This window comes from Petrotoga mobilis SJ95 (genome assembly GCF_000018605.1).
Classification (GTDB): domain Bacteria; phylum Thermotogota; class Thermotogae; order Petrotogales; family Petrotogaceae; genus Petrotoga; species Petrotoga mobilis.
Map to the genome: position 1 here is coordinate 1,392,591 of NC_010003.1, position 21,338 is coordinate 1,413,928.

The window sequence follows — 21,338 nt, forward strand, 5'->3', positions numbered from 1 at the left end:
TTATTTGAACTCTTCTTTTAATTTTTGTTATTGGCTTTTAAAAAGGTAGCTTCCCTATAAGTTATAATTTAAATGTGTTGATAAAACAATAAAGAATGAGGAAAAACTAAATGAAAGAGATTTTTTTAGAATTAGTTATTTGATTAATAGGAGTTATTATAAAGATTTATTTGCGCTAAAAAGTTTTTCAAATCAAGATACTATTTCTACGGGTGATTCTATTGCTGATAAAGATGTTCTCGAAAGTTTGTTTAGTTATGGCTTTATAGAAAATAGAGGAATCGATGGGGGTAATTCAAATTTAAATAGTGGAGGAACTATTTATAGTATTAATAGATATGGAATTATCGTAAGGGATATCCTTTAGTTTTATGAAAATGTATAGAAATGATGAATGCATTGAAATAATAATTGAAGATCATAAAAATATGAAGCAAAATTAAAAGACATCGAATTATGATCTAACCAATCTTTTTCACGGACATCTAATATTAACTAATGTGTTCTTTTTCTTTTTAATATTTTTTCGTGTATAATTGCCATGAGCTCTCAGTTCTTGATTTTGTACTTTGTAATGATAGTTAGGATCATATTGTTTCACCTCGCTTTAGTATTGTTTGAGGATCTGCCTTAATCCTTAGACCTCTTCTAGGGCGTTCCCTACTAATACGGCCTTGAAAGGTCCATCAAGTATCGGTGCCTTGAATTTTGCAAATTCTAATAGGATAAGGTTTAACCCAATAAAATATAAACATCAATCTATTTGGATAGGATGCACTATAGATAACAAAAATGGTTTATCTAGAGGAACATGGAATTAGTTGTTAGTGGTGATAATATGGATGCTGATTTGGTATTTTCAATAAAGAATTCTGACCATAATAAAATTTATGTTGTGAGAGATAATAAAATACTTTTTCGATTAAAAATTAAAGAACCAGATAAAGACAAATATGATTCTTATGACGGAGAATTAGATATAATGATGGATGGAATTAAAAATCATCCTTTTGATAATTTGTATTTTCAAAAAGATAATCACAAAGAAAAGTTCAAAAAATCGATTTATAAGGTATCTTGGCATGGATTTAGTTATAATCAAAATGGAAATATAAAAATGCCAGTTATAAATCTCAAAAACCAAAAAAATCAAAAAGATTTAGAAATAAGACATGAAGGTAAAATTAAAAACGATAAATTGTTTCCATTTCCAATTTGTAGCTTATATATTCCTAAAAATTTTTTTGATAATTCAATAAAATTTCAAAAAATTCAAGATGGAATACCCAAGGACAATATCATTAATGTAAAAAAAGATGTTTTTTCTAGGATTGATTTTTTTATTTTGCCAAAAAATTATAGTGCAAATGACTTTTTTTTGACATTAGCGAGTTTGTTATATTTAATTTCAGATAATACTTTATTTTCTAGAGAATATCATGGTGAAGTTAGAAAACTGAAAAAATATCATCCTTACAAATCTTTTAAAAATTATCGATCATGATATTCTTTATAGAATAATAGAAAATGAAGAAACATATTTACCTGAGTTGGATAATACATATAGCCTATTTTTACATAATCCAAATAATTCTTTTGATGTGCTATATAATAGATTAACAAAGATAGGGGAAGATAGATATTCTCTAAGAGATGAACATGATAAAGAATTAGAAAGAATAAGAAATAAATATAAAAGCAATGATTAAAAAATTAAAGAGCAGACGATTTGAAAAAAGAATTTTACGATTTTTGTATTTTAACAAACACAAAATACCCTCTTCAGAAATAGGTAGAAAGTACAACTAAAAAAAGGTAAAATAAGTAAAGGCAATAAGAAAAAGAGCTAAAATATTAGGAAATTATCCTAAGCGCTCTTTGAAAAACTTAAAAAAAGAAACCAAATCCTTGACCTTCTGAACAAAGATAGCTCTAAGCAAAGCCCGAAGGGAGTACCTGTTCTGCCCATCTTATTATTGAAATCTGGGACAACGGACCAATCGATCATATCGATTAAATCGAGAAGATACTTAAATTCAGAATGTTCTTTCATATAATCAGAGTAGACGAAATCGAAGTACAGTTGAAACAATAAAGATATGGTATCAAATAAATTATACAGTGAGGAGTTAAAAAGCATAATATTGAAGGTATTAAAAGTTAGTTGCAATGCATGTTTTAGAGTTTCTGAAGACAGTAAAAATAAATTATTAAGGAGGTAACAGTAATGAAAGCTGGAGACTTCAAAAAAACAGTTTTAGATAATTTACAATTGAACATCCAGAATGGCAGTCGGGCAAGCATGGCGGATTACAAAAAAGCTTTAGACAAAATTTTAGATATAGCAGATGAAGCGGAAATACCTATTGAAGAAATTGAAGACCAATTAAGATATGTACAAGCCGAACCGGAAGATTGTGCAGAAAGTTTGACTAATGTCTTTGCAAGAGGACTGTTAGAATGGTATTTAGAAGAACCTGGTAGAATCTATTTCTTGGAAGGCGCAGTAAAAGAACTAGGGGCGCAAGATGGCTTCAGTATTTTATCAAAAGGCCAGTACCTATATTGGGTAGAAGTTTTATTAGAAGTAACCGAGAAAGGTTTGGAAGAAATAGAGGAACCAGATCTTATAAATATGGATTTAACAGAAACAGATTCGGAATTAGTAGATTTGGAAGAAATAGCAGAAACAGATTGGGATGATACAGATTTGTTAGAAGCAGTTTTGGAAGATTTGAATTTGGAAGAAACACCAGAAATAGATACAGAAGATCAAAATAACAAAGAAATAAAAAACTAAGTTTTATACTGAATCCCGACCTTATTGATGGTGATCTTTTCAAAAAAACATTTTTAAAGTTGCTATATTCGATGGAGGATTCACAGAAATATCAAAAGGACAATAATAAAATCAGAATAATAGTCAAGGCATTTGCATTTAATAAACGAAAAGCATTCTGATTTTTTGATGTTAAAACTGAAATTACATTCGGAGTTGATAAATAGTGAAGGTACTGTTCATAACAAATTTGTTGCCATTTTCTCATAATCCTGCACGTGGGATTTTCATAACAAATAGGCTTAAAACTATGCAAAGTTTTGATATAAACTTCGATGTTTATGGTATTACTTCTAAAGATTCTTTTGGAGTAAAATTTTTAAAAAAGATTCTTTCTATACCAAGCGTAAATTCTACTGATTCATTTTATGAAGTCGATGGTGTAAAATACAAATATGCGTCTTTTAGTAGAAGTTTAGGTGATGTCTTTAATTCGAGAGTATTGAAGAAAAATAATCAAATTAAAGATTCAAAAGAAGTTGCAGAGGATCTATTTGATAAAATTAAGCATAATGAGTTTGATATAATCCATGCCCATGGGATGTATGACGCACCTGCTGGATTAGTTGCGAAACTGTTATCGCAAAAGTTAAGTGTTCCATATGTAGTTACTTGCCATGGTAGCGATATAAACTTAGCGATGCCTAAGGCAAAAGAATTGTACGTTGATGTTTTAGAAAATGCTGCAAAGGTTATCTTTGTAAGTAATGCCTTATTGAACAAAGCTAAATCATTTGGATATGCTGGTGAGAATTCTGTTGTTATTCCCAATGGAATCGAACCAGATATCTTTAAACCTTTGGATAAAGAAAAGATAAAAGAAGAACAGGGGCTGTCTAAAAAGGTTGTTGGGTTTGTAGGTGGATTGAAGAAAGTAAAAAGGGCAGATAAATTGCCCGAAATTTTTTCTTACATTTCTTCAATCTACGATGCTGAGTTTTTAGTTGTTGGAGATGGTGAGTTAAGAAAAGATATTGAAAATGAATGTAAGAAAAGAAAGTTGCATGTTAAGTTTGTTGGAAGTGTTTCTCATGAAGATGTACCTTATTATATGAATGCTATGGATGTAATGATACTTCCGAGTAGGAATGAAGGCTGGCCGTGCGTTGTATTGGAAGCACAGGGATGTGGGGTAGCTGTTGTTGGTAGCGGCAACGGAGGTATACCTGAGGCAATTGGAGATGGAGGAATAGTTGTAGAAGAAGGAGAAGATTTTGAAAAAAGGTTTGCTCAATCGGTTGTAAAGTTGTTAGAAAATCCAATTGATGGTAGTTATTTAAGAAAAAGGGCTTTGGGGTTTTCGTGGGAGAGTATTGTAGAAAAGGAAATAGAGGTGTATAACGAAGCTTTAAATAGATTTGGAGGAAGTAATGCCTAAAGAGAGAGAATTTATTAAATCTTTTTTTCAGTTTTCAATGGGTCAATGGATAGCTGCTTTGATTTCCTTCATCACTACTCCTATTACCACTTGGCTTATAATCCCAGAGGAGTTTGGTAAGGCATCGATGTTTACTTTGGCTTTCAATTTACTTCTCAACGTTGCACTTCTTGGAGCGGATCAGAGCTTTGTTCGTATGTTTTATGAAAGGTCTGAGGATAAGAGAAGGGATTTACTTTGGGATTCTTTGTTGCCGAGTTTGAGTATAGGCGTTGTTGTTTTTGTTGTCATTGGTATCTTTTGGAAAGAGTTGTCTTTCATTCTTTTTGGAGATTATAATCATTTTCTTCCGATTTTTTTGTTGGGCGTTACCATATTAATCGGTATTTTAGAGAGATTTTCCACTTTGGCTGTTCGGATGAAAAAAAGAGGTATCGCTTTTTCTACGTTGAGGGTAGTAAACGGAGTAACAAATGCGGTTTTTACAATTTTATACGCCCTTTTTGTTTCAAGAAGTTTTTATGCTGTTATCATTGGTTTGTTTTTTTCTCATATAGTTACCGCTTTATTAGCGATCTTTTTTGAAAGAGAATTGTGGTTTGGTAAGTTCAAAGTTGATTTTAAATCTATAAAAGCGATTGTTAGGTACGGTCTCCCTTTTGTTCCTACTTTTTTAATTACTTGGCTTTTTCAATCGATAGATAGGTTGTCGTTAAGAAATTATTCTGATTTCACGGAGATAGGTTTGTATTCTGCTGCTTTCAAAGTAGTTTCAGTGATGAGCTTAATTCAAGCTGGTTTTACTACGTTTTGGACTCCCGTTTCTTATGAAAGCTACGAAAAAGAACCTGAGAGTAAGGGGATTTTTGAGAAGACCTCTGTGTTTATAGCCGCTGCGATGTTTGTGTTTGGATTGCTATTAGTTGTGTTTAAAGATGTGATATTTTTGCTTTTAGAGAGTTCTTATAGGCAGGCGGCTGGAATTAGCTCTTTTTTGATTTTGATGCCTATTATGTATACTGTTTCTGAAACGACGGTTGTTGGTATCAATTTTAAGAAAAAAACATATTGGCATATGTTGATAGCAACTGTGGCAGCAGGGGTTAACGTGTTTGGGAATTTGATGCTTGTTCCTGTATATGGTGCAAAAGGTGCAGCATTTTCTACTGGGGTGTCGTATATAGTTTTCTTTTGTATGAGGACGTTTATATCTAAAAGATTGTTTCCTGTGAAATATCATTTGGGTAAATTTTTTATTAGTACGTTTGTTTTTGTGGTCGTTGCTTTTATAAACACTTTTGTTCCTAATATAGTTTTTCAGGTTGTATCTGCTGTTTTGGGTTTGGTTGTTGTGATGCTTGTGTATAGAGATCAGGTAAAATATGTGTTTAATTTGGGGGTTGGTTTAGTGAGGGAAGTGAAGGAGAGGGTAGTTAGTAGGTGAAATTATGAAAATTCTAAGTTATAGAATCTTACTTAAGAAAGAAGCTGAAGGAGGTTATACCGTTATAGTCCCTCTTCTTCCAGGATGTGTTACATACGGAGATACAATGGAAGAAGCAATAAAAATGGCGAAAGAAGCTATTCAATTATACATAGAAAGCCTGCAAGAACACGGAGAGGAGATACCTTCTGAAGAAGAAACTATGGAGTATACATTAACGGTGGAAATTTAAATGTCGAAACTACCAAACCTTACCCCTCAGCAAGTTATCAAAATTCTTGAAAAGCAAGGTTTTGTGTTAGATAGGGTTAAATGCACATAGTGAAAGAAAAGTAGTTAGCAATTGAAAATGTTCATTAAAATTAGCAGCAATTTTTATTCGAAAAAACGCCCACGTCGGGCGTCTTTTCAGAAACTATTTCAATAACTCTTTTAGTTCTTCTATGGTTATTTCCAACAAGTTATCTCCTATGTAATCTATCGTCTTCTCATCTGCTTTTCTTATCTTATCTTTTATTTCTTCAGTTAGTTGGTTACCAAATCTTTTGCTTAATATTCTAATTGCAAATTCAAGTTTCCCTTCTCTTTCACCTTCTAATTTAGCCTTTTCTCTGTCTCTTTTTGCTATCTCTTCTAATGTGTTAAACATTTTTGGCACCTCCATTTCTTTTAGCTCTTCGAACCTTTCTTCTATCTCTTCGTAATCTGTCCTCTTTCCGAACAGTTCTATGAATGCGTTTCTGTGTTTATCAAACTTTTCTTTTTCTTCTTGTGGCAACTTCGATATTATATCTTTATTTATAATCTTTAGCAACTCTTCTGCGTTTTTTATCCTTACGTTTGGTTTGTCCGTTAATAAGATTACCCCTAGTGCCTTCTTCATGTTTATTATCGTTTCTTCTTTTATATTACTTAAATTTATTAGTTCATAATTTGCTTTTATTAAGTATTCTTCCATGTTTTTTATCTCTGTTATCTTGTCTTTTACATCCATTGGTGATGTCCATTTCGCTTTTCCATCGTAAAAGACCATCCCTATTATGACTGGTAGTTTGAATCCTTTTTGCTCTGATTCTTTTTTGTGACTTTTTACATATTGTTCCCATATTCTTACTTTGTATGCCAACATCCTGAATGCCATCAGTTGGTCAACTCTACTTTGATGCTCCAACAATAAGTATATGTATACATCTTGACCGTTTCTTTTTTCTATCTTGTATAGTATGTCTGATCTTTTTATGGAGAAGTCTTTGCCTATTAGTTCAGTTTGTTCACGTTTTAAATCTGTTTCTTTTATTTGTTTTGTTATCTCTCTTGGTAGAAAGGCTTTTAGAAAGTCATAGAATACGGTTCTGTCTTCAAATAATTCTTTGAATATCGAATCTTTTATTGGATTAGACATAAGCTTCTCCTTTTTGGTTTATTTTTTGTTGTGTTTAGCGCCCCTTCGCCCCGCTGCCCACCCCATAAAATTAGTGAAGTGTTTTCTTTGTCAACTTAATTATACCATATCTTTTTGAAGGTGAGCTGTCTTATCGTGTAACTCTTGTATAATGAGTTTTATAGCGCCCTTCCCCCGCTGCCCGCCCACAAAGAAGAGGTTCTTTGTTTAGCGCCCCTTCGCCCCGCTCCCCACCCATAAGGAAAAGGGTCTGTTTTTTTCACCCCGCAGCCTGCCCTACATCTTTTTGTTTTATTCTTCTAATTCTGTGAAGCCTATTCCTATTGCCCCAGGCCCAGAGTGAGCTCCAATTACTGCTCCCAACGTACCTGAGTATATTTCACCTTCATAGTTTAGTTTTTCTTTGAGTTTTTCTATCATGTATTCTTCGTCTTCTTTACATATGGCGTTTCTTGTACAGATAATTGCTTTTTTAGGATCTTTTATTCTATCTGAAATTATATTAACCATTTCTTCCAATGATTTTCTTCTTGATCTAACTGCTTTTATCGGTTTTACTACTCCATTCACAAATTCCATTATCGGTTTTATATTTAATAGAGTACCGACGAACTGTGTGGCGCCACCTATTCTTCCACCGGCTTTCATGTATTTCAAGGTTTTTACAGTGAATATTGTACTAGTTTTTTTGATCGATTCTTTGGCTATTTTAGAGATTTCTTCAAAATATTTTTTCCCACTTTTAATTATTTGAGCGACTTTTATTTCCAAAGCAGCCTGACCACATGTACAGGTTCTTGTGTCTATTAAGGTTATTTTTGAGTCTTGGTATTTCTCGGTGAAATCATTTTTTGCTATATTGGCATTTTGATAGCTTGCAGATAAATCGCTTGATATTGTTGTGACTATTATCTCTTTGAAACCTTTATCATATGTTTCTTTAAAAGCGTTGAACCAATCTTCTGGATTTGGTGCTGCAGTTTTTGGAGCTTTGTCTGGATTTTCAGCCATTTTCTTATAAAATTCTTCATCGGAATAATCTTTGCCTTGAACAAGATACTCTTTCTCATCAAAGGTTATGTAAAAAGGGATTTTTACGATATTATATTTTTCAAGAATTTCTGATGGTAAATTGCTTGCAGCATCAACTATCTGTGCTATTTTAGGCATAAAAAATCCTCCCTTAAATAGTTTTTTCAATTATAATTATATATCAATTAATAAATAAAAATATACCACCCTATCACATAACTTTTGCAAACGAGCTTTATAGCGCCCCTTCGCCCCGCTCCCCACCCATAAGGAAGAGGGACCTGCGGTCCCTTAAACCCTGTTTTTCACCCATAAGGAAAAGGATTTTTATTTGCACCCTTTCCCTGTTTTTCACCCATAAGGAAAAGGATTTTTATTTGCACCCTTTCCCTGTTTTTCACCCATAAGGAAAAGGATTTGTTCCTTTTTACCCCGCTCCCCGCCCATAAGGAAAAGGGCTCCATCTGATCAGTTATTTTCGATGAATTTTTCTATACTTTTAATGAATTGTCTAATGTCATCCAAATTTTCTGTTATTATGTCGTACAGCTCTTCTTCAGAGATCATGTGATACATATGGACCAATCTATTCCGATAACCAGCCATTTGAATCAATTTCTGGCTCAAATTCTTGTTTATAATATCTTTTTCTCCAAGCCCCAAAGCAATAGCTTTATACTCAGTGGACATGTCTATGCTACCTGTCTTAGCTAATATATGCCTTCCAATATCAAAGATTGCTTCTAAAGACCTTCGGAGAAAGCTTTCAGCGGCTGCAGGGTTTCTTCTATCTCGTAGAAATTCTTCTTTTGATAAGTGAGATAGTATTTCTAATTGAATTAGATAGTCATTGATGAATATCAATCTATCTCTAATAAGCTCTTTATTTATCATCTTTCATTTCTCCTCGTACTTTTCTAATACTTCCTTGGTGTATAAATCGAGTACATATTTAAAATCCGCAGCCCGCCTTAATATCATCATTTCATATTCATCTTTAAAACTTTCTGATTCGCTATATACGCATATGCCTTTTAACGCTTCGGTTTGGAATACAGAATGAGTTTCTTGCAAAAAAACCAGATCCAATTTGTAAGGTTTGAATAATTCTTCTAATTCATTGTATATACTTGCATAAAGCTTGTATCTATGCTTTATATTATCCAAATCAAACAAAAATACTATTCCCACATCTATGTCAGTGAGGGGATCATCTATTTTTATATCGTTATTATCATTGTTTTTTAGTAACTGATAAGCCTTTTCTTTCTGCGAGCCAAACAAATAAACTAACCCTATTTTATATTTTTTACACAAATCTTTTATAAATTCTAATTTGTTCTGAACCATGTTGTTCACCTGCTTAATTCTTTTGTATTTAAATCTTATACTGTCTTGGGAAACTTTAAAAAGATAGATGCAGCGCCCCTTCCCCAGCTCCCCACCCAAAAGGAGGAGGGACCTGCGGTCCCTTAAACCCTGTTTTTCACCCATAAGGAAAAGGATCAATATTTGCACCCCTTCCCCTGCAGCCCGTCCATATGAGGATTAAATTGATTTTTGCTATTTTAATTATATCATATCTTTTTGAAGGTGAGTTATTTTATCATATACTTCCGTATAATAAGTTTTATAGCGCCCTTCCCCGCTCCCCACCCAAAAGGAAGAGGGACCTGCGGTCCCTTAAACCCAAGGGGGTGAAGGGCTTCGCCCTGTGACCCTTTTAAAAAAGTGCGTTTTTGTGAGCTGCGCTTAGTCATTATTTGCACCCCTTCGCCCCGCTCCCCACCCATAAGGAAAGAGGGACTTGCGGTCCCTTAAACCCACGGGGGGTGAAGGGCTTCGCCCTGTAACCTTTTTAAAAGTAGAGTGTTTTTTGTAAGCTGCGCTTAGTCGTTATTTGCGCCCCTTCGCCCCGCAGCCCACCCGTTTAAGGAAGAGGGATCACCCTTCGCCCCGCAGCCCGCCCATCTAAGGAAGAGCGTTGCCCACCCCTTTAAGGAAGGAAATCTTTACTTTTTTAAAAAATTAGTGTTATAAGAATAGGGACGGAAAGAGAAAGTATTACTCCTTGTCCAAAGGCTATTAGAGTAGTTTCTTTATCAGTGCTTTTTGATATTACTCCAAGCATGGTGTCCATTGAAGTGGCTCCTCCAATTGATGCTGCTCCTAAAGGTGACCATTTAGCAACTAAAGGAATTAAAACTATCGCTAAAATTTCTCTAATTACATTTGCAGTGAAAGAAATTGCTCCTAGAACAGGAGAGTAGAGATTGCTGATCATAACCCCTGAAAGTGAATACCAACCGAATCCTGCAGATGCGCCTAGTGATTCTTTTAAATTTAAATTCGTGAAAAATATTGCTAATGATCCAAAGATAAGACTTCCTAATATAGTTAAAATTGATTGAAAGAGTATATTTTTCATGTTGACTTTTAATTTTGAGAGTATTTTTTCTTCACTGCCAATATCAACCCCAACACTAAAAACTAAAAACATTAATAAAATAGTTGTTAAATTGCTAGGGATATTAAAGTTAAAATAGATACCAGATATTATTCCAGCAACGACTGCAGATAATAGCAATATCATTTAGTTTTCTCCTTTTTAAAGAACTTTTCGTAAATGGAAGTGAAAAGAACGCTTCCAATAATGGAAAAAACAGCTATGTATAAAGCTGTGATTCCAATTTCTTTAATTTGAGAAATCAAGACGTCATCGTTGCCAATTTCATAACCCATGAAAAAGAGTAACAAAACCGTTGACCATAAAACGGGTTTAATTTTTTTCAACCATTTAAGCCATCCTTTTAATCCCATGAAAAGGCCAATTGAAAAAGCTATAAGTATTCCCACCATCATAATGGAACCACCTCACACCCTGCCTTTATAATTTTTAAAATTTCCCCATTTTTTTCAGCTTTTCAGATATTTTTCTTACGTCTTGTGAGTTTTCTTCTTTTGTGATTAAGATACCGTTTTCTCCTTCAACCACTATAATATTTGATAATCCAACTATTCCTACAAATTTATCGGATTTAACGAACACATTTTTCCCATTTATGACTTCAACATTTTCGTCGTTGTCTGAGTATCCTTGCAGTTCCCTTACAGATACCCAGTGCCCTACATCAGACCATGTAAAATCGGCTTTTACTACATAGACTTTATCAGATCGCTCTAATAGGGCGTAATCGATGCTTATTTTTTCGATAGTGGGCATGATTTTTCTTAAGCTCTCTGTGTCCCATGGAGAGATGTTTATGAGTTTGTTATAGATGTCAGAAGAATGTTTTTTCATTTGTTTTAAGAATGTGCTTTTTTTCCATACAAAGATCCCGCTGTTCCAATAGAAGTTGCCTTTTGATAGAAAGGTTTTAGCTGTTTCAGGGTCTGGTTTTTCTTTGAATGAATTGACTTTGTATGTTGAGTTGCTTATTGGTTTTCCTGCTTCTATATAGCCGTAACCAGTTTCTGGCCTGGTTGGTGTTATTCCGAAAGTGAATAGTCCGTTGAATTCTTGGGCGCCTTGTATTGCCTTTGATAGAGTGTCCCAAAATTTTGATTTGTCAGGTATGTAATGGTCGGCAGGGAGTATTGTTACTATCTCATCATCTTGGGCTGCTAGAGTTCCTATCATGCAGGCTGGTGCGGTGTTTCTTGGAATTGGTTCTAAGATGATGTTTTCTTTGGGTATTTCTGGAATTTCTTTCATAGTTAGTTGTTGATATTTTTCTGATGTAATGATAAAGATGTCTTTGGGTTCCATTTTGTAGCGCATTCTTTCATAGGTTTCTCTTATGAGGGTTTTGTCTGAGAAAAGTTTTAGGAATTGTTTTGGTGTTTTTGAGTTTGATAGAGGCCAAAATCTTTCTCCTGAGCCTCCTGCAAGGATTATTGCCTTCATAATTACCTCCTTTTGTGATAGCGCCCTTTCACCCCGCAGCCCACCCAGGTGGAAGAGGGACCTGCGGTCCCTTAGACCCGGGGGGTGGAGGGCTTCGCCCTGTAACCCTTTTAAAAGTAGAGCGTTTTTTGTAAGCTGCGCTTAGTCTTTATTTGCGCCCCTTCGCCCCGCAGCCCACCCATGTGGAAGAGGGGCCTACGGCCCCTTAGACCCGGGGGGTGGAGGGCTTCGCCCTGTAACCTTTTTAAAAAAGTGCATTTTTTGTGAACTGCGCTTAGTCATTATTTGCGCCCCTTCGCCCGGCAGCCCACCCATGTGGAAGAGGGACCTACGGTCCCTTAGACCCTGTTTTTCACCCGTAAGGAAGAGGTTCTTTGTTAGCGCCCTTCCCCCGCTCCCCACCCATCTAAGGAAACGTGTTCTTTTCCTTTCGCCTAGCAGCCCGTCCATAAGGAAGGGACCTTTATTTTATTAGGAATTTGAAATATAGACCACCTAGAGGTGGTAGTGTGAGTATTATGGATTGTTCTCTTCCATGCATGGGTATGTCTTGAGAGTATACTTCTTTTGGATTGTCGACTCCACTTCCGTAGTATTGTGTCCAGTCTGTGTTGAGTATTTCTTGGTATACGCCTTTTTTTGGTACGCCTATTCTATAGTTATCCCTTGGCACTGGTGTGAAATTGAAGACGCAGACGATAATTTCATCTTCATTTTCTGATTTTCTTATAAAAGATATTACACTGTTGTCCGCATCGTTGAAGTCTATCCATTCGAAGCCTTCATAACGGTGATCAATTTCAAATAATGCGGGATGATTTTTGTACAGTATATTTAAGTCTTTTAAAAATAGTTGTGTTTTTTTGTGAGGTTCGTATTGTAATAGGTGCCAGTCTAAACTGTTAGAGCAGTCCCATTCTTTTCTTTGGGCTATTTCACTTCCCATAAAGAGTAAATTTTTGCCAGGATGGGCATACATGTAGGAGTAAAAGAGCCTTAAGTTGGCGAATTTTTGCCAATCATCACCTGGCATTTTTTCCAAAAGGGACCTTTTGCCATGTACGACTTCGTCATGAGAAATGGATAAGATAAAGTTTTCGGAAAAAGCGTATACTAGGGAAAATGTGAGGTCGTTTTGATGGTATCTTCTAAATATTGGGTCTTTGCTAAAGTATCTTAATGTGTCGTTCATCCAACCCATATTCCATTTGAATTCAAAGCCTAAACCGCCCTCGTGTACCGGCGTAGTTACTCCTGGAAACGCCGTAGATTCTTCTGCAACGGTTACAATCCCAGGGAAGTATTGATAGGCGACGGTGTTGAGTTGTTTGATGAAATCAATGGCTTCGAGATTTTCTCGCCCACCGTATTTGTTGGGAATCCATTCTCCATCTTGTCTGCTGTAGTCTAAGTATAGCATTGAAGCTACAGCGTCTACCCTTAAGCCGTCGATGTGGTATTTATCCAACCAAAATAGTGCGTTTGCCAATAGAAAGTTTTTAACTTCGGTTCTTCCGTAATTGAATATGTAAGTTCCCCAGTCTTTGTGTTCTCCCAATCTGCTGTCGAGGTGTTCGTAAAGGGCTGTGCCATCGAATCTTCCCAAAGCATGTGCGTCTTTTGGGAAGTGTCCAGGCACCCAATCAACGATGACGCCTATACCTTCTTGATGCATTTTATCTACAAAGTACATGAAATCTTCCGGTTTTCCAAACCTGCTTGTTGGAGCATAGTAACCTGTTACCTGGTATCCCCAAGAGATGTCTAAGGGGTGTTCGCTTACCGGTAATAGTTCTATGTGAGTAAAATGGTTTTCTTTAAGGTATGCTGAAAGTTTTTCCGCTAGTTCCCTATAATTTAGAAATTGATTTTCTTCTTTTCTTGCCCAGGAGCCTAGATGGACTTCATAGATAGACATCGGTTCTTTTATCCAATTTTTATTTTTTCTTTCCTCCATCCATTTGGAGTCGTTCCACGTGTGTTTGTTTTGTTTGTCGTATACAATGGCGGCTGTTTTGGGCCTTACTTCAAAGTAAGTTCCGTAAGGGTCTGTTTTTAGCAAGATGTCTCCATTTTGAGTTTTGATTTCAAATTTGTATAAGTCTCCTTCAACAACACCGGGAACGAAGATTTCCCATATTCCTGATTGACCTAAGACCCTCATTTGATGAATTCTTCCATCCCAATTGTTGAAATTTCCAACCACGCTGACTCTTTTAGCGTTTGGTGCCCACGTTGAGAATAAAACCCCTTCGATTCCGTTTATTTTCATGGGGTGCGCGCCTAGTTTTTCGTATATTTTGTAATGGTTCCCTTCATTGAAGAGATATCTGTCGTATTCAGATATGACTGGTAAAAAAGAGTAGGGGTCTTTGTAAGTCCAGGTGTTGGCGTTGTAGTCTGTGCATTTTATTTCGTATTCAAATATTTGTGAACCTGGAATCTTTTTTTCAAAGAGTCCAGTTTTGTGGATTTTATCGAGTTTTATAGTGGTGTTTTTAGAAATCAAATATGCTTCTTTTGCAAAGGGTTGTAGAACCCTTATGACTAAGTTTTCTTTATCGAGTTCTCTTAAGCCTAGATAGATAAAGGGGTCGTGACATTCGGCATTAACAAGCATATTTATTTCTTTTTCCGTTAGTATTGGCATGTGTTGCCACCTCCTTTTTTAATTTAGGGTAAAGTATGTGCCGTTTTCTTGTGAGAGTTTCCCATCTATTTCTAGTTGCATTATAGTGGATAAAATTGCTGAGACGTCTTCTTTTAAGGTTTCACATAGCGAGTCTAAATTATTATTCCCTTCGTTTATTAGTTTTAATATTTTTTCTTTTAACTCCATTTCTTCAGGATTTTCATCGTAGTTTTCTACTTCTAAGTTAGTTATTCCAAATAACTCTTTGAGGTGTTGTATAGATATTATGGGGGTGGCACCAGAGTAGATTAGATAATTCGTTCCGTATGAGTTTAACCTTGTTATATCCCCTGGTACGGCTAATACTTCTCTTCCGTAATCGAGTGCGTATCTTGCGGTTATCAATGATCCGCTCTTTTTAGCTGCTTCAACGACTATGGTTTTTTCTGATAGAGCTGCAATTATGCGGTTTCTGTAAGGGAATGTGTACTTTGTTGCCCTGGTACCTGGAAAATATTCTGATATTATTAGACCTTCTTCTTTTATTTTGTTGTAGAGTGATTCGTTTGATTTTGGATATATTATGTCAATCCCGTTCCCTAAGACGGCGATCGTTTTTTTGGCGTTTCTTTGAGCTATCGAGTCGATTCCATATGCCATTCCGCTTACTACTGTGTAGCTGCTCAGGGCTTTGGTGATTTCAATACATATAGATTTTCCGTAATCTGTGGTTTTTCTTGTTCCAACAATCGAGACGGTTTTGCTTTTTAAAAGTGATGGATCACCAAAATAGTAAAGAATTACTGGGGGGTCGTTGATGTTTTTTAAGAGATCTGGATATTCTTCGTCCCAGTAAGTGATTATGCCTAAATCTTTTATTTTGTCTAAGCTTTGAACGATTTTTCTTTTGTTTTCTTCGAACTCTTCTTTGAATAGAGTGGGTGATGTGTCTGTTTCTGTGTATTCTAAGAGTTCTTTGTTGGATTTTTTATATACTTCTTTGAGGGTTATGATGTCTAGTATGTTCAATGATTGTGAAAGCCTCCTTCCTCCCTGGTTCCCTCTAGAATCAATTTCTTGTTTTTGTGGAATGATTTTTATTGTTTTTTTGTAAGCTGTGCTTAGTCTTTATTTGCGCCCCTTCGCCCCGCAGCCCACCCATTTAAGGAAGGGACCTACGGTCCCTTTAACCCAAACATTGAAGGGTAAACCCCTTAAGGGCTCCGTCCGCACCCATAAGGAAAAGAGGTCTTTATTTAGCGCCCTTCGCCCCGCAGCCCTCCCTTTTTAGGAAGGGACCTGCGGTCCCTTAAACTCTGCTGGGATGAGGGCTTCGCCCTGAGACTTTTTTAAAAGTGGAGCGTTTTTTGTGAGTTGATTGATTATAAGTTTTTTTGTAAGCTACGCTTAGTCATTATTTGCGCCCCTTCGCCCCGCAGCCCGCCCATTTAAGGAAGAGAGGGCTTTCCTTTAACTGCGCTCCGCGCCCCATTCTGAGAGGAAGATTGGAGGGTGAATGAGCAGATTTCTACCTCCGTTTTTTCTGAATGTCAACGAGATTAGTTGGGCGTCTTTTTCTTTGTTTCCGTAGGCGATATATATGTGTTGAGGTTCTAAATTATTCTTTTCTAAGATTATTAATACGTCTGAAAGAACGTAAGGATGAATTATAAAACAGCCTAATCCTTTGTTTTTTAAAAGGTATTTTGAAGCATAGATAAAATCTTCTAATACTTTTAAGTCTTCCGCTGATCTGGCGATTTTTCTATCGCTGATTTGACTTTTTAATCCATCAAAGTAGTGTGGAGGATTTGAGATTATATAGTCTATAGATTCTGCGTCAAAATAGTTTTTGACGTTTTTTACTTCTGTATTGAGGAATTCTACGTTGTTTATTTCGTTTATTTCTTTGTTTTGTAAGGAGTATTCATATAGTTCTTTTTGTATTTCTATGCCTATTATTTTACTGTTTGTTAGCATTTTTCCAATTACAAGGCTGACGTGTCCTATGCCACTTCCGAGTTCGACGATGGTCGAGTTGTTTTTAGCCGGATGAGTGGCTAATAATAGTACACTTGCGTGTGTTGGTAGATGATGTTTGTTGGCTGTTTTTAGTTTTAGTGATCTGTAGATTTGGTCTATTTGATGGATTTTGGTGGTTGTGTCCATGTGTTAGCGCCCTTTCACCCCGCTCCCCACCCTTTTTAGGAAGGGACCTGTGGTCCCTTAAACTCTACTGGAATGATGGCTTCGCCCTGTGAACCTTTTTAAAAGTGGAACGTTTTTTGTGAGTTGATTGATTATAAGTTTTTTTGTAAGCTGCGCTTAGTCCCTATTTGCGCCCCTTCGCCCCGCTCCCCACCCGTGAGGAAAAGGGTCTTTATTTGCGCCCTTTCACCCCGCTCCCCACCCATCTAAGGAAGGGACCTGCGGTCCCTTAAACCCGAATATTAAGGGATTCCCCTTAAAAACCCTAAATTAAGGTCGAAATCATTTAAAAACATAGTTTACACACTAATGATTTTGTTGTTTTTTTGTAAGCTGCGCTTAGTCTTTATTTGCGCCCCTTCGCCCCGCAGCCCACCCATCTAAGGAAGGACCTCCGGTCCTTTATATCCAGCTCTCTATCATTAAGGAAAGGACCTGCGGTATCTAGCCCTATTGGGTCCGCTTTTTATTCTCTTTGTAGGAATATTGAATATTCTTCCACATTTAGTCTTTCTATTTTTGAATCGATGCTGTTCATGAATGAGAATGTTTCAATGTTCATTAGTTTTATAGTAGAAGTTTCCATTATTGTTCTACTGTTAATAGAGGAGTTGAAAAGGTCTATTGTTGAGTTTTTAAATAGTGATTCTGCCACGTTGTTCAACGATATTTCTTTTAAGTAAGTGTTATCGATGTAAACACCTGATGAGTTTGTTATTTTAACGTAGTCAGATAAGGATGAGTCGTAAAGACAAACTCTACCTATACTTTTTGTGTCAATTGAGCTGTAATTATCAAGGGTTGAGTTTTTAAGAAATAATAATCTTCCTTTGCCTGTAAATTTGATGTTTTCAAAGTCTGTGTCATAGGCGATTATTGTTCCACCGTTGAGCGCTATTTCCCCTTCCCCAAATATATGAGTTTTATCAAATCCTGGCATTAAAAACATTAGCCCTTCAACAACCACAGTCGCACCGTTATATAATCTGATCTCGTTTCCAGATTCTACCAAGAATGTTTTTCCTTCTGGTATGAGTATATCAGTATCTATAACAAAAGGCGTGTTAATTTGTGGCAAGAAAAGGTTTTTGTCTACTTTGTTTATCGTACCAGAGGCATATGGAACAAGAGCCTCTGAGAGAGTGATTACTGGATCAGAAGGAAACCCATGTGTTCCATTGTTGGTAACTTTTCTTACAAAAATAATATCATAATTTGGGTTTTCAAGGAACGTATTTTTTAATTCAAAAACTTTTTTCCATCCCAATATTTCATCATAGCTTTCAACAACGAAATTTTGATAGTTTGGATCATATCGCCAGGATATATAATCCATGTCTTCAGAGATTAGTCTGGCAGTAATTTCAGGTGGGGTAGGGATTTGATCGTCAACGTTAAAATTTATAAATTTTTCGGTTTTATTTTTGTTGGAGTCAAAAACAATCATTGTTGCTTCAGTTGTTGGCTTTAGTAACAATTCTGATGTGTATTTAATCTCATTTCCATCGTCTATGAGGACCAAAAAATTATCATCCCAGTCGTCAGAAATCTTCATGTCTATTTCTGAAAAAAGATTAACGCTTACAATATCTGAATTTATAACCGGCGGTTTGTCAATATTTGTGTCTATTTCGATCGTGTGATAGTAAGTGTTTTCGACATCATCTTTGAACCGGAGAACGTAATTTTTAATTCCGGAATCTTTGGTTATTTTTATTGAGAAAATGTCTTGTAATGAAGTCGAAGAGGCTAATTCTGTTTCGTTGTAGTATAAGGAGACTTTAGAAAAGTCTTCTTCATCTACTTTGTATTCTAAATTTAAATTACCTGCCGATAGTTCTTGGTTGAGATATGATGGTTTTGGTGGAGTGGAATCAAAAGTTATGTTTGTGGCATATTCGGTGATAATTCTGTTTTTGTCATCTAAAAATTTGATGTTGATTTTGTGAGGGCCGTCGCTGATGTCGTATAGCGCCCCTTCGCCCCGCTCCCCACCCGTGAGGAAAAGGTTCTCTGTTAGCGCCCCTTCGCCCCGCTCCCCACCCATAAGGAAGGAAGAAGAAGGGGTTCCCCCTTCATCTATAAGGATAGAGGAGGAAGCGTTTTCTTCATCCATAAGGAAGGAAGAAGAAGTTCCATATTCACCCAAAAGAGGTGAAGAAGAAGTTCCCTCTTCATCCAAAAAGAGGGAGGAGGGAGCCTCCTCTCCATCGATAATTATTTCTACATTATCATAGTCAAAATTTGTTTTTATCGTTAACGGGATATTTGGGGAAATTTTTGTTGGAATTTCGATTTCAAAATTAATATTAGAATTACCATCATATTGGCAACCAAAGAGTAATATTATTAACATCGAGAATAACAACATCTTAGAAACTAGCTTCAAGACTATTCCACCTCATAGAAAAGTTCAAGTAAAGGTGAATCGTTGGGTATTACTAATACGCTGTTGTTGAAAGAGTCTTTGTAAATGTCTGTTATTTTTTGGAGTTCAAAGAAATCTTGATCCAAGGAATAAGCTTCTGAGTAAATGTTTATTGCGCTTGCCTCACCTGTTCCTCTTATGATATCAGCTTCTCTTTGGGCATCTGACCTAATTCTACTTGCTTCTCTATCTGCTTCGGCTTTCATTCTTTGGGCTTCTTTTTCTCCTTCAGCTCTTAATTGAGCAGCCATAGCGTATCTTTCGCTTTTCATTCTTTCGTATACAGCTTCGGTGTTCTCTTGAGGAAGATCGGTTCTTTTGAGCCTTACGTCTACTACATTTATTCCAAAATCTTCCAGCGATGCCTCACTGCGGTTTTTAATTTCCTCCAAGATTGCAAGCCTTTCGATTGAAAGAACCTCAGGGAATGTGTAATTTCCTATAACATCTCTTGCATGAGAATAAACTATGTCGTCGATTCTTGTCTTCGCAACTTCTACGGTCCTCAGTGTTTCAATGAACTTTTGAGGATCTTCTATCCTCCAAATTGCATATGTATCGGCTAAAATAGTTCTTCTGTCGGAAGTTATTACTCTTTCCACAGGTATGTCATAGATCATGATTCTTTTCTCCAATTTTACTACGTTGTCTATAAAGGGAGTTTTTACGTAAATCCCTGGTTCTGTTTTTATGCTTATAATATTCCCAAATCTAAGTACTATTGCCTGTTGAGTTTGATCAACGATGTAGAAAGCCGTAAAACTAAATAGAATTACAAAAAAAGCTACGATTATAACTACTGCCCATAGCGTTGTATTTTTCAAAGTGTATCACCACCAATAATTTCGCTTAAATCCAAGAAGTTCAAGGTGTTTCCTTCTTCAGATACTACTTGTATCTTTGAATTTTTAATCATTTGTTGTACAGAGTCTAATATTAACCTTTTTCTAGTAATGTCTTCTGAGTTTTGGTATTCTTCCAGTAAAGCTTTGAACCTTTCCGCTTCTCCTGTTGCCTTTGCAACTTGTTCATATGCGTAAGCTTGTGCATCGTTTAAGATTCTTTGGGCTTCTCCTTCGGCTCTTGGAATGATGTCATTGCCGTACCTTTGAGCTTCGTTTATTGCTGTTTGTTGGTCTTGACGTGCGTTGTTCACATCATCGAAAGCAGGAACCACAGGTTCTGGTGGGGTTACTGCTTGGAGATAAACGTTTTGTATGAGAATACCGGAGTTGTAACTGTCCAGTATGGACTGAACTCTTTCAGCTGTTTCCATAGCTATTTGATCTCTCTCTGTAGTCAAGACATTTTCTAAATCTGACAGTGCAACACGTTCTCTAAGTACACTTTCAGAGGTAGATTTAACTAAGTCGTACCCCTGAATTACATTGAAGGCATACGCTACAGGATCGTTTACCCTATACTGAACCACCGCTTCTATACTAATTATATTTTGATCTCCAGTGATCATCTCTGCTTCATCAGTGTATGTGCTGTATGTGGGGGTTCTTCCGGTGCTGGTAGTTCTAAAGCCTAGTTCAACTTTATTTATTGTTCTTACATCCACTATAACATGCGATTGAATAGGGTAGGGTAGATGAATGTGTAAGCCTGGTCCTGCGGTGGATTTGTATTCACCGAACGTTTTGACTAATGCTACTTCAGAAGGTCCTACCTGATAAACACCGGTTAAAAGGTAAATACCAATCGCTATGATAACGGCAATAATGATTATATTGCGCCATCTATGACCTTCATGATTGTTACCTTCGTCGTTAAATTCTTCGTTGGGATTGAAGATCTCATATTCAGCCAAAATTACTCACCTCTTTTAAAAGTATGGGATACTATGTGTTAGCGCCCTACCCCCGCAGCCCACCCTTCTGAGGAAGGACCTGCGGTCCTTTAAACCCAGACGTTAAGGGGTACCCCCTTAAAAACCCTAAATTCAATACATCATTTGCAAAGCGAATGAGATTAGGAGAGTTACTCAAAAGCATTACGAAAAAGACTGTTTTGCACAGATCAGCAAAAAGCTTTTTGCAAAAATCAGCAAAAGGGCTAAAAT

Annotated in this window: 19 protein-coding genes; 6 read left to right on the forward strand and 13 right to left on the reverse strand. The window is 36.2% G+C overall.

Going from position 1 to position 21,338, the window contains the following annotated elements:
* Positions 1–139: 139 nt before the first annotated feature.
* The 6 genes from PMOB_RS06675 to PMOB_RS06700 all read left to right on the forward strand — a co-directional run bounded on the left by PMOB_RS06675 (position 140) and on the right by PMOB_RS06700 (position 5,893).
* Entirely contained in the window at positions 140–367 is a 228-nt protein-coding gene (locus PMOB_RS06675) for a hypothetical protein (RefSeq protein ID WP_041534104.1), read from the forward strand.
* 444 nt (positions 368–811) lie between these two features.
* The gene (locus PMOB_RS06680) at positions 812–1,504 is read left to right on the forward strand and encodes a hypothetical protein (protein WP_012209108.1); all 693 of its coding nucleotides are present in this window, start codon (positions 812–814) and stop codon (positions 1,502–1,504) included.
* Positions 1,505–2,227: 723 nt separating this feature from the next.
* Complete coding sequence (locus tag PMOB_RS06685) at positions 2,228–2,800, forward strand: hypothetical protein (protein ID WP_012209109.1); 573 nt, start codon at positions 2,228–2,230, stop codon at positions 2,798–2,800.
* Positions 2,801–3,005: 205 nt separating this feature from the next.
* The gene (locus PMOB_RS06690; protein ID WP_012209110.1) at positions 3,006–4,217 is read left to right on the forward strand and encodes a glycosyltransferase; all 1,212 of its coding nucleotides are present in this window, start codon (positions 3,006–3,008) and stop codon (positions 4,215–4,217) included.
* Positions 4,210–5,661 carry a lipopolysaccharide biosynthesis protein gene (locus PMOB_RS06695; protein ID WP_012209111.1) on the forward strand — a complete coding sequence of 484 codons (1,452 nt, stop codon included), beginning with the start codon at positions 4,210–4,212 and terminating at the stop codon, positions 5,659–5,661. The genes PMOB_RS06690 and PMOB_RS06695 overlap by 8 nt, the downstream gene beginning before the upstream one ends.
* Before the next feature lie 4 nt (positions 5,662–5,665).
* Positions 5,666–5,893 carry a type II toxin-antitoxin system HicB family antitoxin gene (locus PMOB_RS06700; protein ID WP_012209112.1) on the forward strand — a complete coding sequence of 76 codons (228 nt, stop codon included), beginning with the start codon at positions 5,666–5,668 and terminating at the stop codon, positions 5,891–5,893.
* Positions 5,894–6,076: 183 nt separating this feature from the next.
* On the opposite strand, the gene PMOB_RS06705 is transcribed toward PMOB_RS06700, so the two are convergent.
* The 13 genes from PMOB_RS06705 to hflK all read right to left on the reverse strand — a co-directional run bounded on the left by PMOB_RS06705 (position 6,077) and on the right by hflK (position 21,086).
* The gene (locus PMOB_RS06705; RefSeq protein ID WP_012209113.1) at positions 6,077–7,063 is read right to left on the reverse strand and encodes an Rpn family recombination-promoting nuclease/putative transposase; all 987 of its coding nucleotides are present in this window, start codon (positions 7,061–7,063) and stop codon (positions 6,077–6,079) included.
* 291 nt (positions 7,064–7,354) lie between these two features.
* The gene (locus PMOB_RS06710) at positions 7,355–8,233 is read right to left on the reverse strand and encodes a DegV family protein (protein ID WP_012209114.1); all 879 of its coding nucleotides are present in this window, start codon (positions 8,231–8,233) and stop codon (positions 7,355–7,357) included.
* A gap of 330 nt (positions 8,234–8,563) precedes the next feature.
* Positions 8,564–8,989: a type VII toxin-antitoxin system HepT family RNase toxin gene (hepT, locus tag PMOB_RS06715; RefSeq protein ID WP_012209115.1), complete on the reverse strand. Its 426-nt coding sequence runs from the start codon at positions 8,987–8,989 to the stop codon at positions 8,564–8,566.
* A 3-nt stretch (positions 8,990–8,992) separates the two neighbouring features.
* Positions 8,993–9,445, reverse strand: a complete 453-nt coding sequence (locus tag PMOB_RS06720; protein WP_041534364.1) for a nucleotidyltransferase domain-containing protein — start codon at positions 9,443–9,445, stop codon at positions 8,993–8,995.
* 670 nt (positions 9,446–10,115) lie between these two features.
* Positions 10,116–10,688: a lysine exporter LysO family protein gene (locus PMOB_RS06725; protein ID WP_012209117.1), complete on the reverse strand. Its 573-nt coding sequence runs from the start codon at positions 10,686–10,688 to the stop codon at positions 10,116–10,118.
* On the reverse strand, positions 10,685–10,957 hold the full coding sequence (locus PMOB_RS06730) for a LysO family transporter (protein ID WP_012209118.1): 273 nt from the start codon (positions 10,955–10,957) through the stop codon (positions 10,685–10,687). Before PMOB_RS06730 ends, PMOB_RS06725 begins: the two co-directional genes overlap by 4 nt.
* 34 nt (positions 10,958–10,991) lie before the next feature.
* Entirely contained in the window at positions 10,992–12,002 is a 1,011-nt protein-coding gene (locus PMOB_RS06735; RefSeq protein WP_012209119.1) for a mannose-1-phosphate guanylyltransferase, read from the reverse strand.
* 463 nt (positions 12,003–12,465) lie between these two features.
* Complete coding sequence (gene glgB, locus PMOB_RS06745) at positions 12,466–14,652, reverse strand: 1,4-alpha-glucan branching protein GlgB (RefSeq protein ID WP_012209120.1); 2,187 nt, start codon at positions 14,650–14,652, stop codon at positions 12,466–12,468.
* An 18-nt stretch (positions 14,653–14,670) separates the two neighbouring features.
* Positions 14,671–15,663, reverse strand: coding sequence for a DNA-processing protein DprA (gene dprA / locus PMOB_RS06750; RefSeq protein ID WP_012209121.1), 993 nt, complete (start codon positions 15,661–15,663; stop codon positions 14,671–14,673).
* A 441-nt stretch (positions 15,664–16,104) separates the two neighbouring features.
* Complete coding sequence (locus tag PMOB_RS06755; RefSeq protein ID WP_012209122.1) at positions 16,105–16,803, reverse strand: tRNA1(Val) (adenine(37)-N6)-methyltransferase; 699 nt, start codon at positions 16,801–16,803, stop codon at positions 16,105–16,107.
* 505 nt (positions 16,804–17,308) lie between these two features.
* Positions 17,309–19,231: a hypothetical protein gene (locus tag PMOB_RS06760; protein WP_012209123.1), complete on the reverse strand. Its 1,923-nt coding sequence runs from the start codon at positions 19,229–19,231 to the stop codon at positions 17,309–17,311.
* Between the two features lie 2 nt (positions 19,232–19,233).
* Positions 19,234–20,094 carry a protease modulator HflC gene (hflC, locus tag PMOB_RS06765; protein ID WP_012209124.1) on the reverse strand — a complete coding sequence of 287 codons (861 nt, stop codon included), beginning with the start codon at positions 20,092–20,094 and terminating at the stop codon, positions 19,234–19,236.
* Entirely contained in the window at positions 20,091–21,086 is a 996-nt protein-coding gene (hflK, locus tag PMOB_RS06770) for an FtsH protease activity modulator HflK (RefSeq protein ID WP_012209125.1), read from the reverse strand. Before hflK ends, hflC begins: the two co-directional genes overlap by 4 nt.
* Between the last annotated feature and the right edge of the window lie 252 nt (positions 21,087–21,338).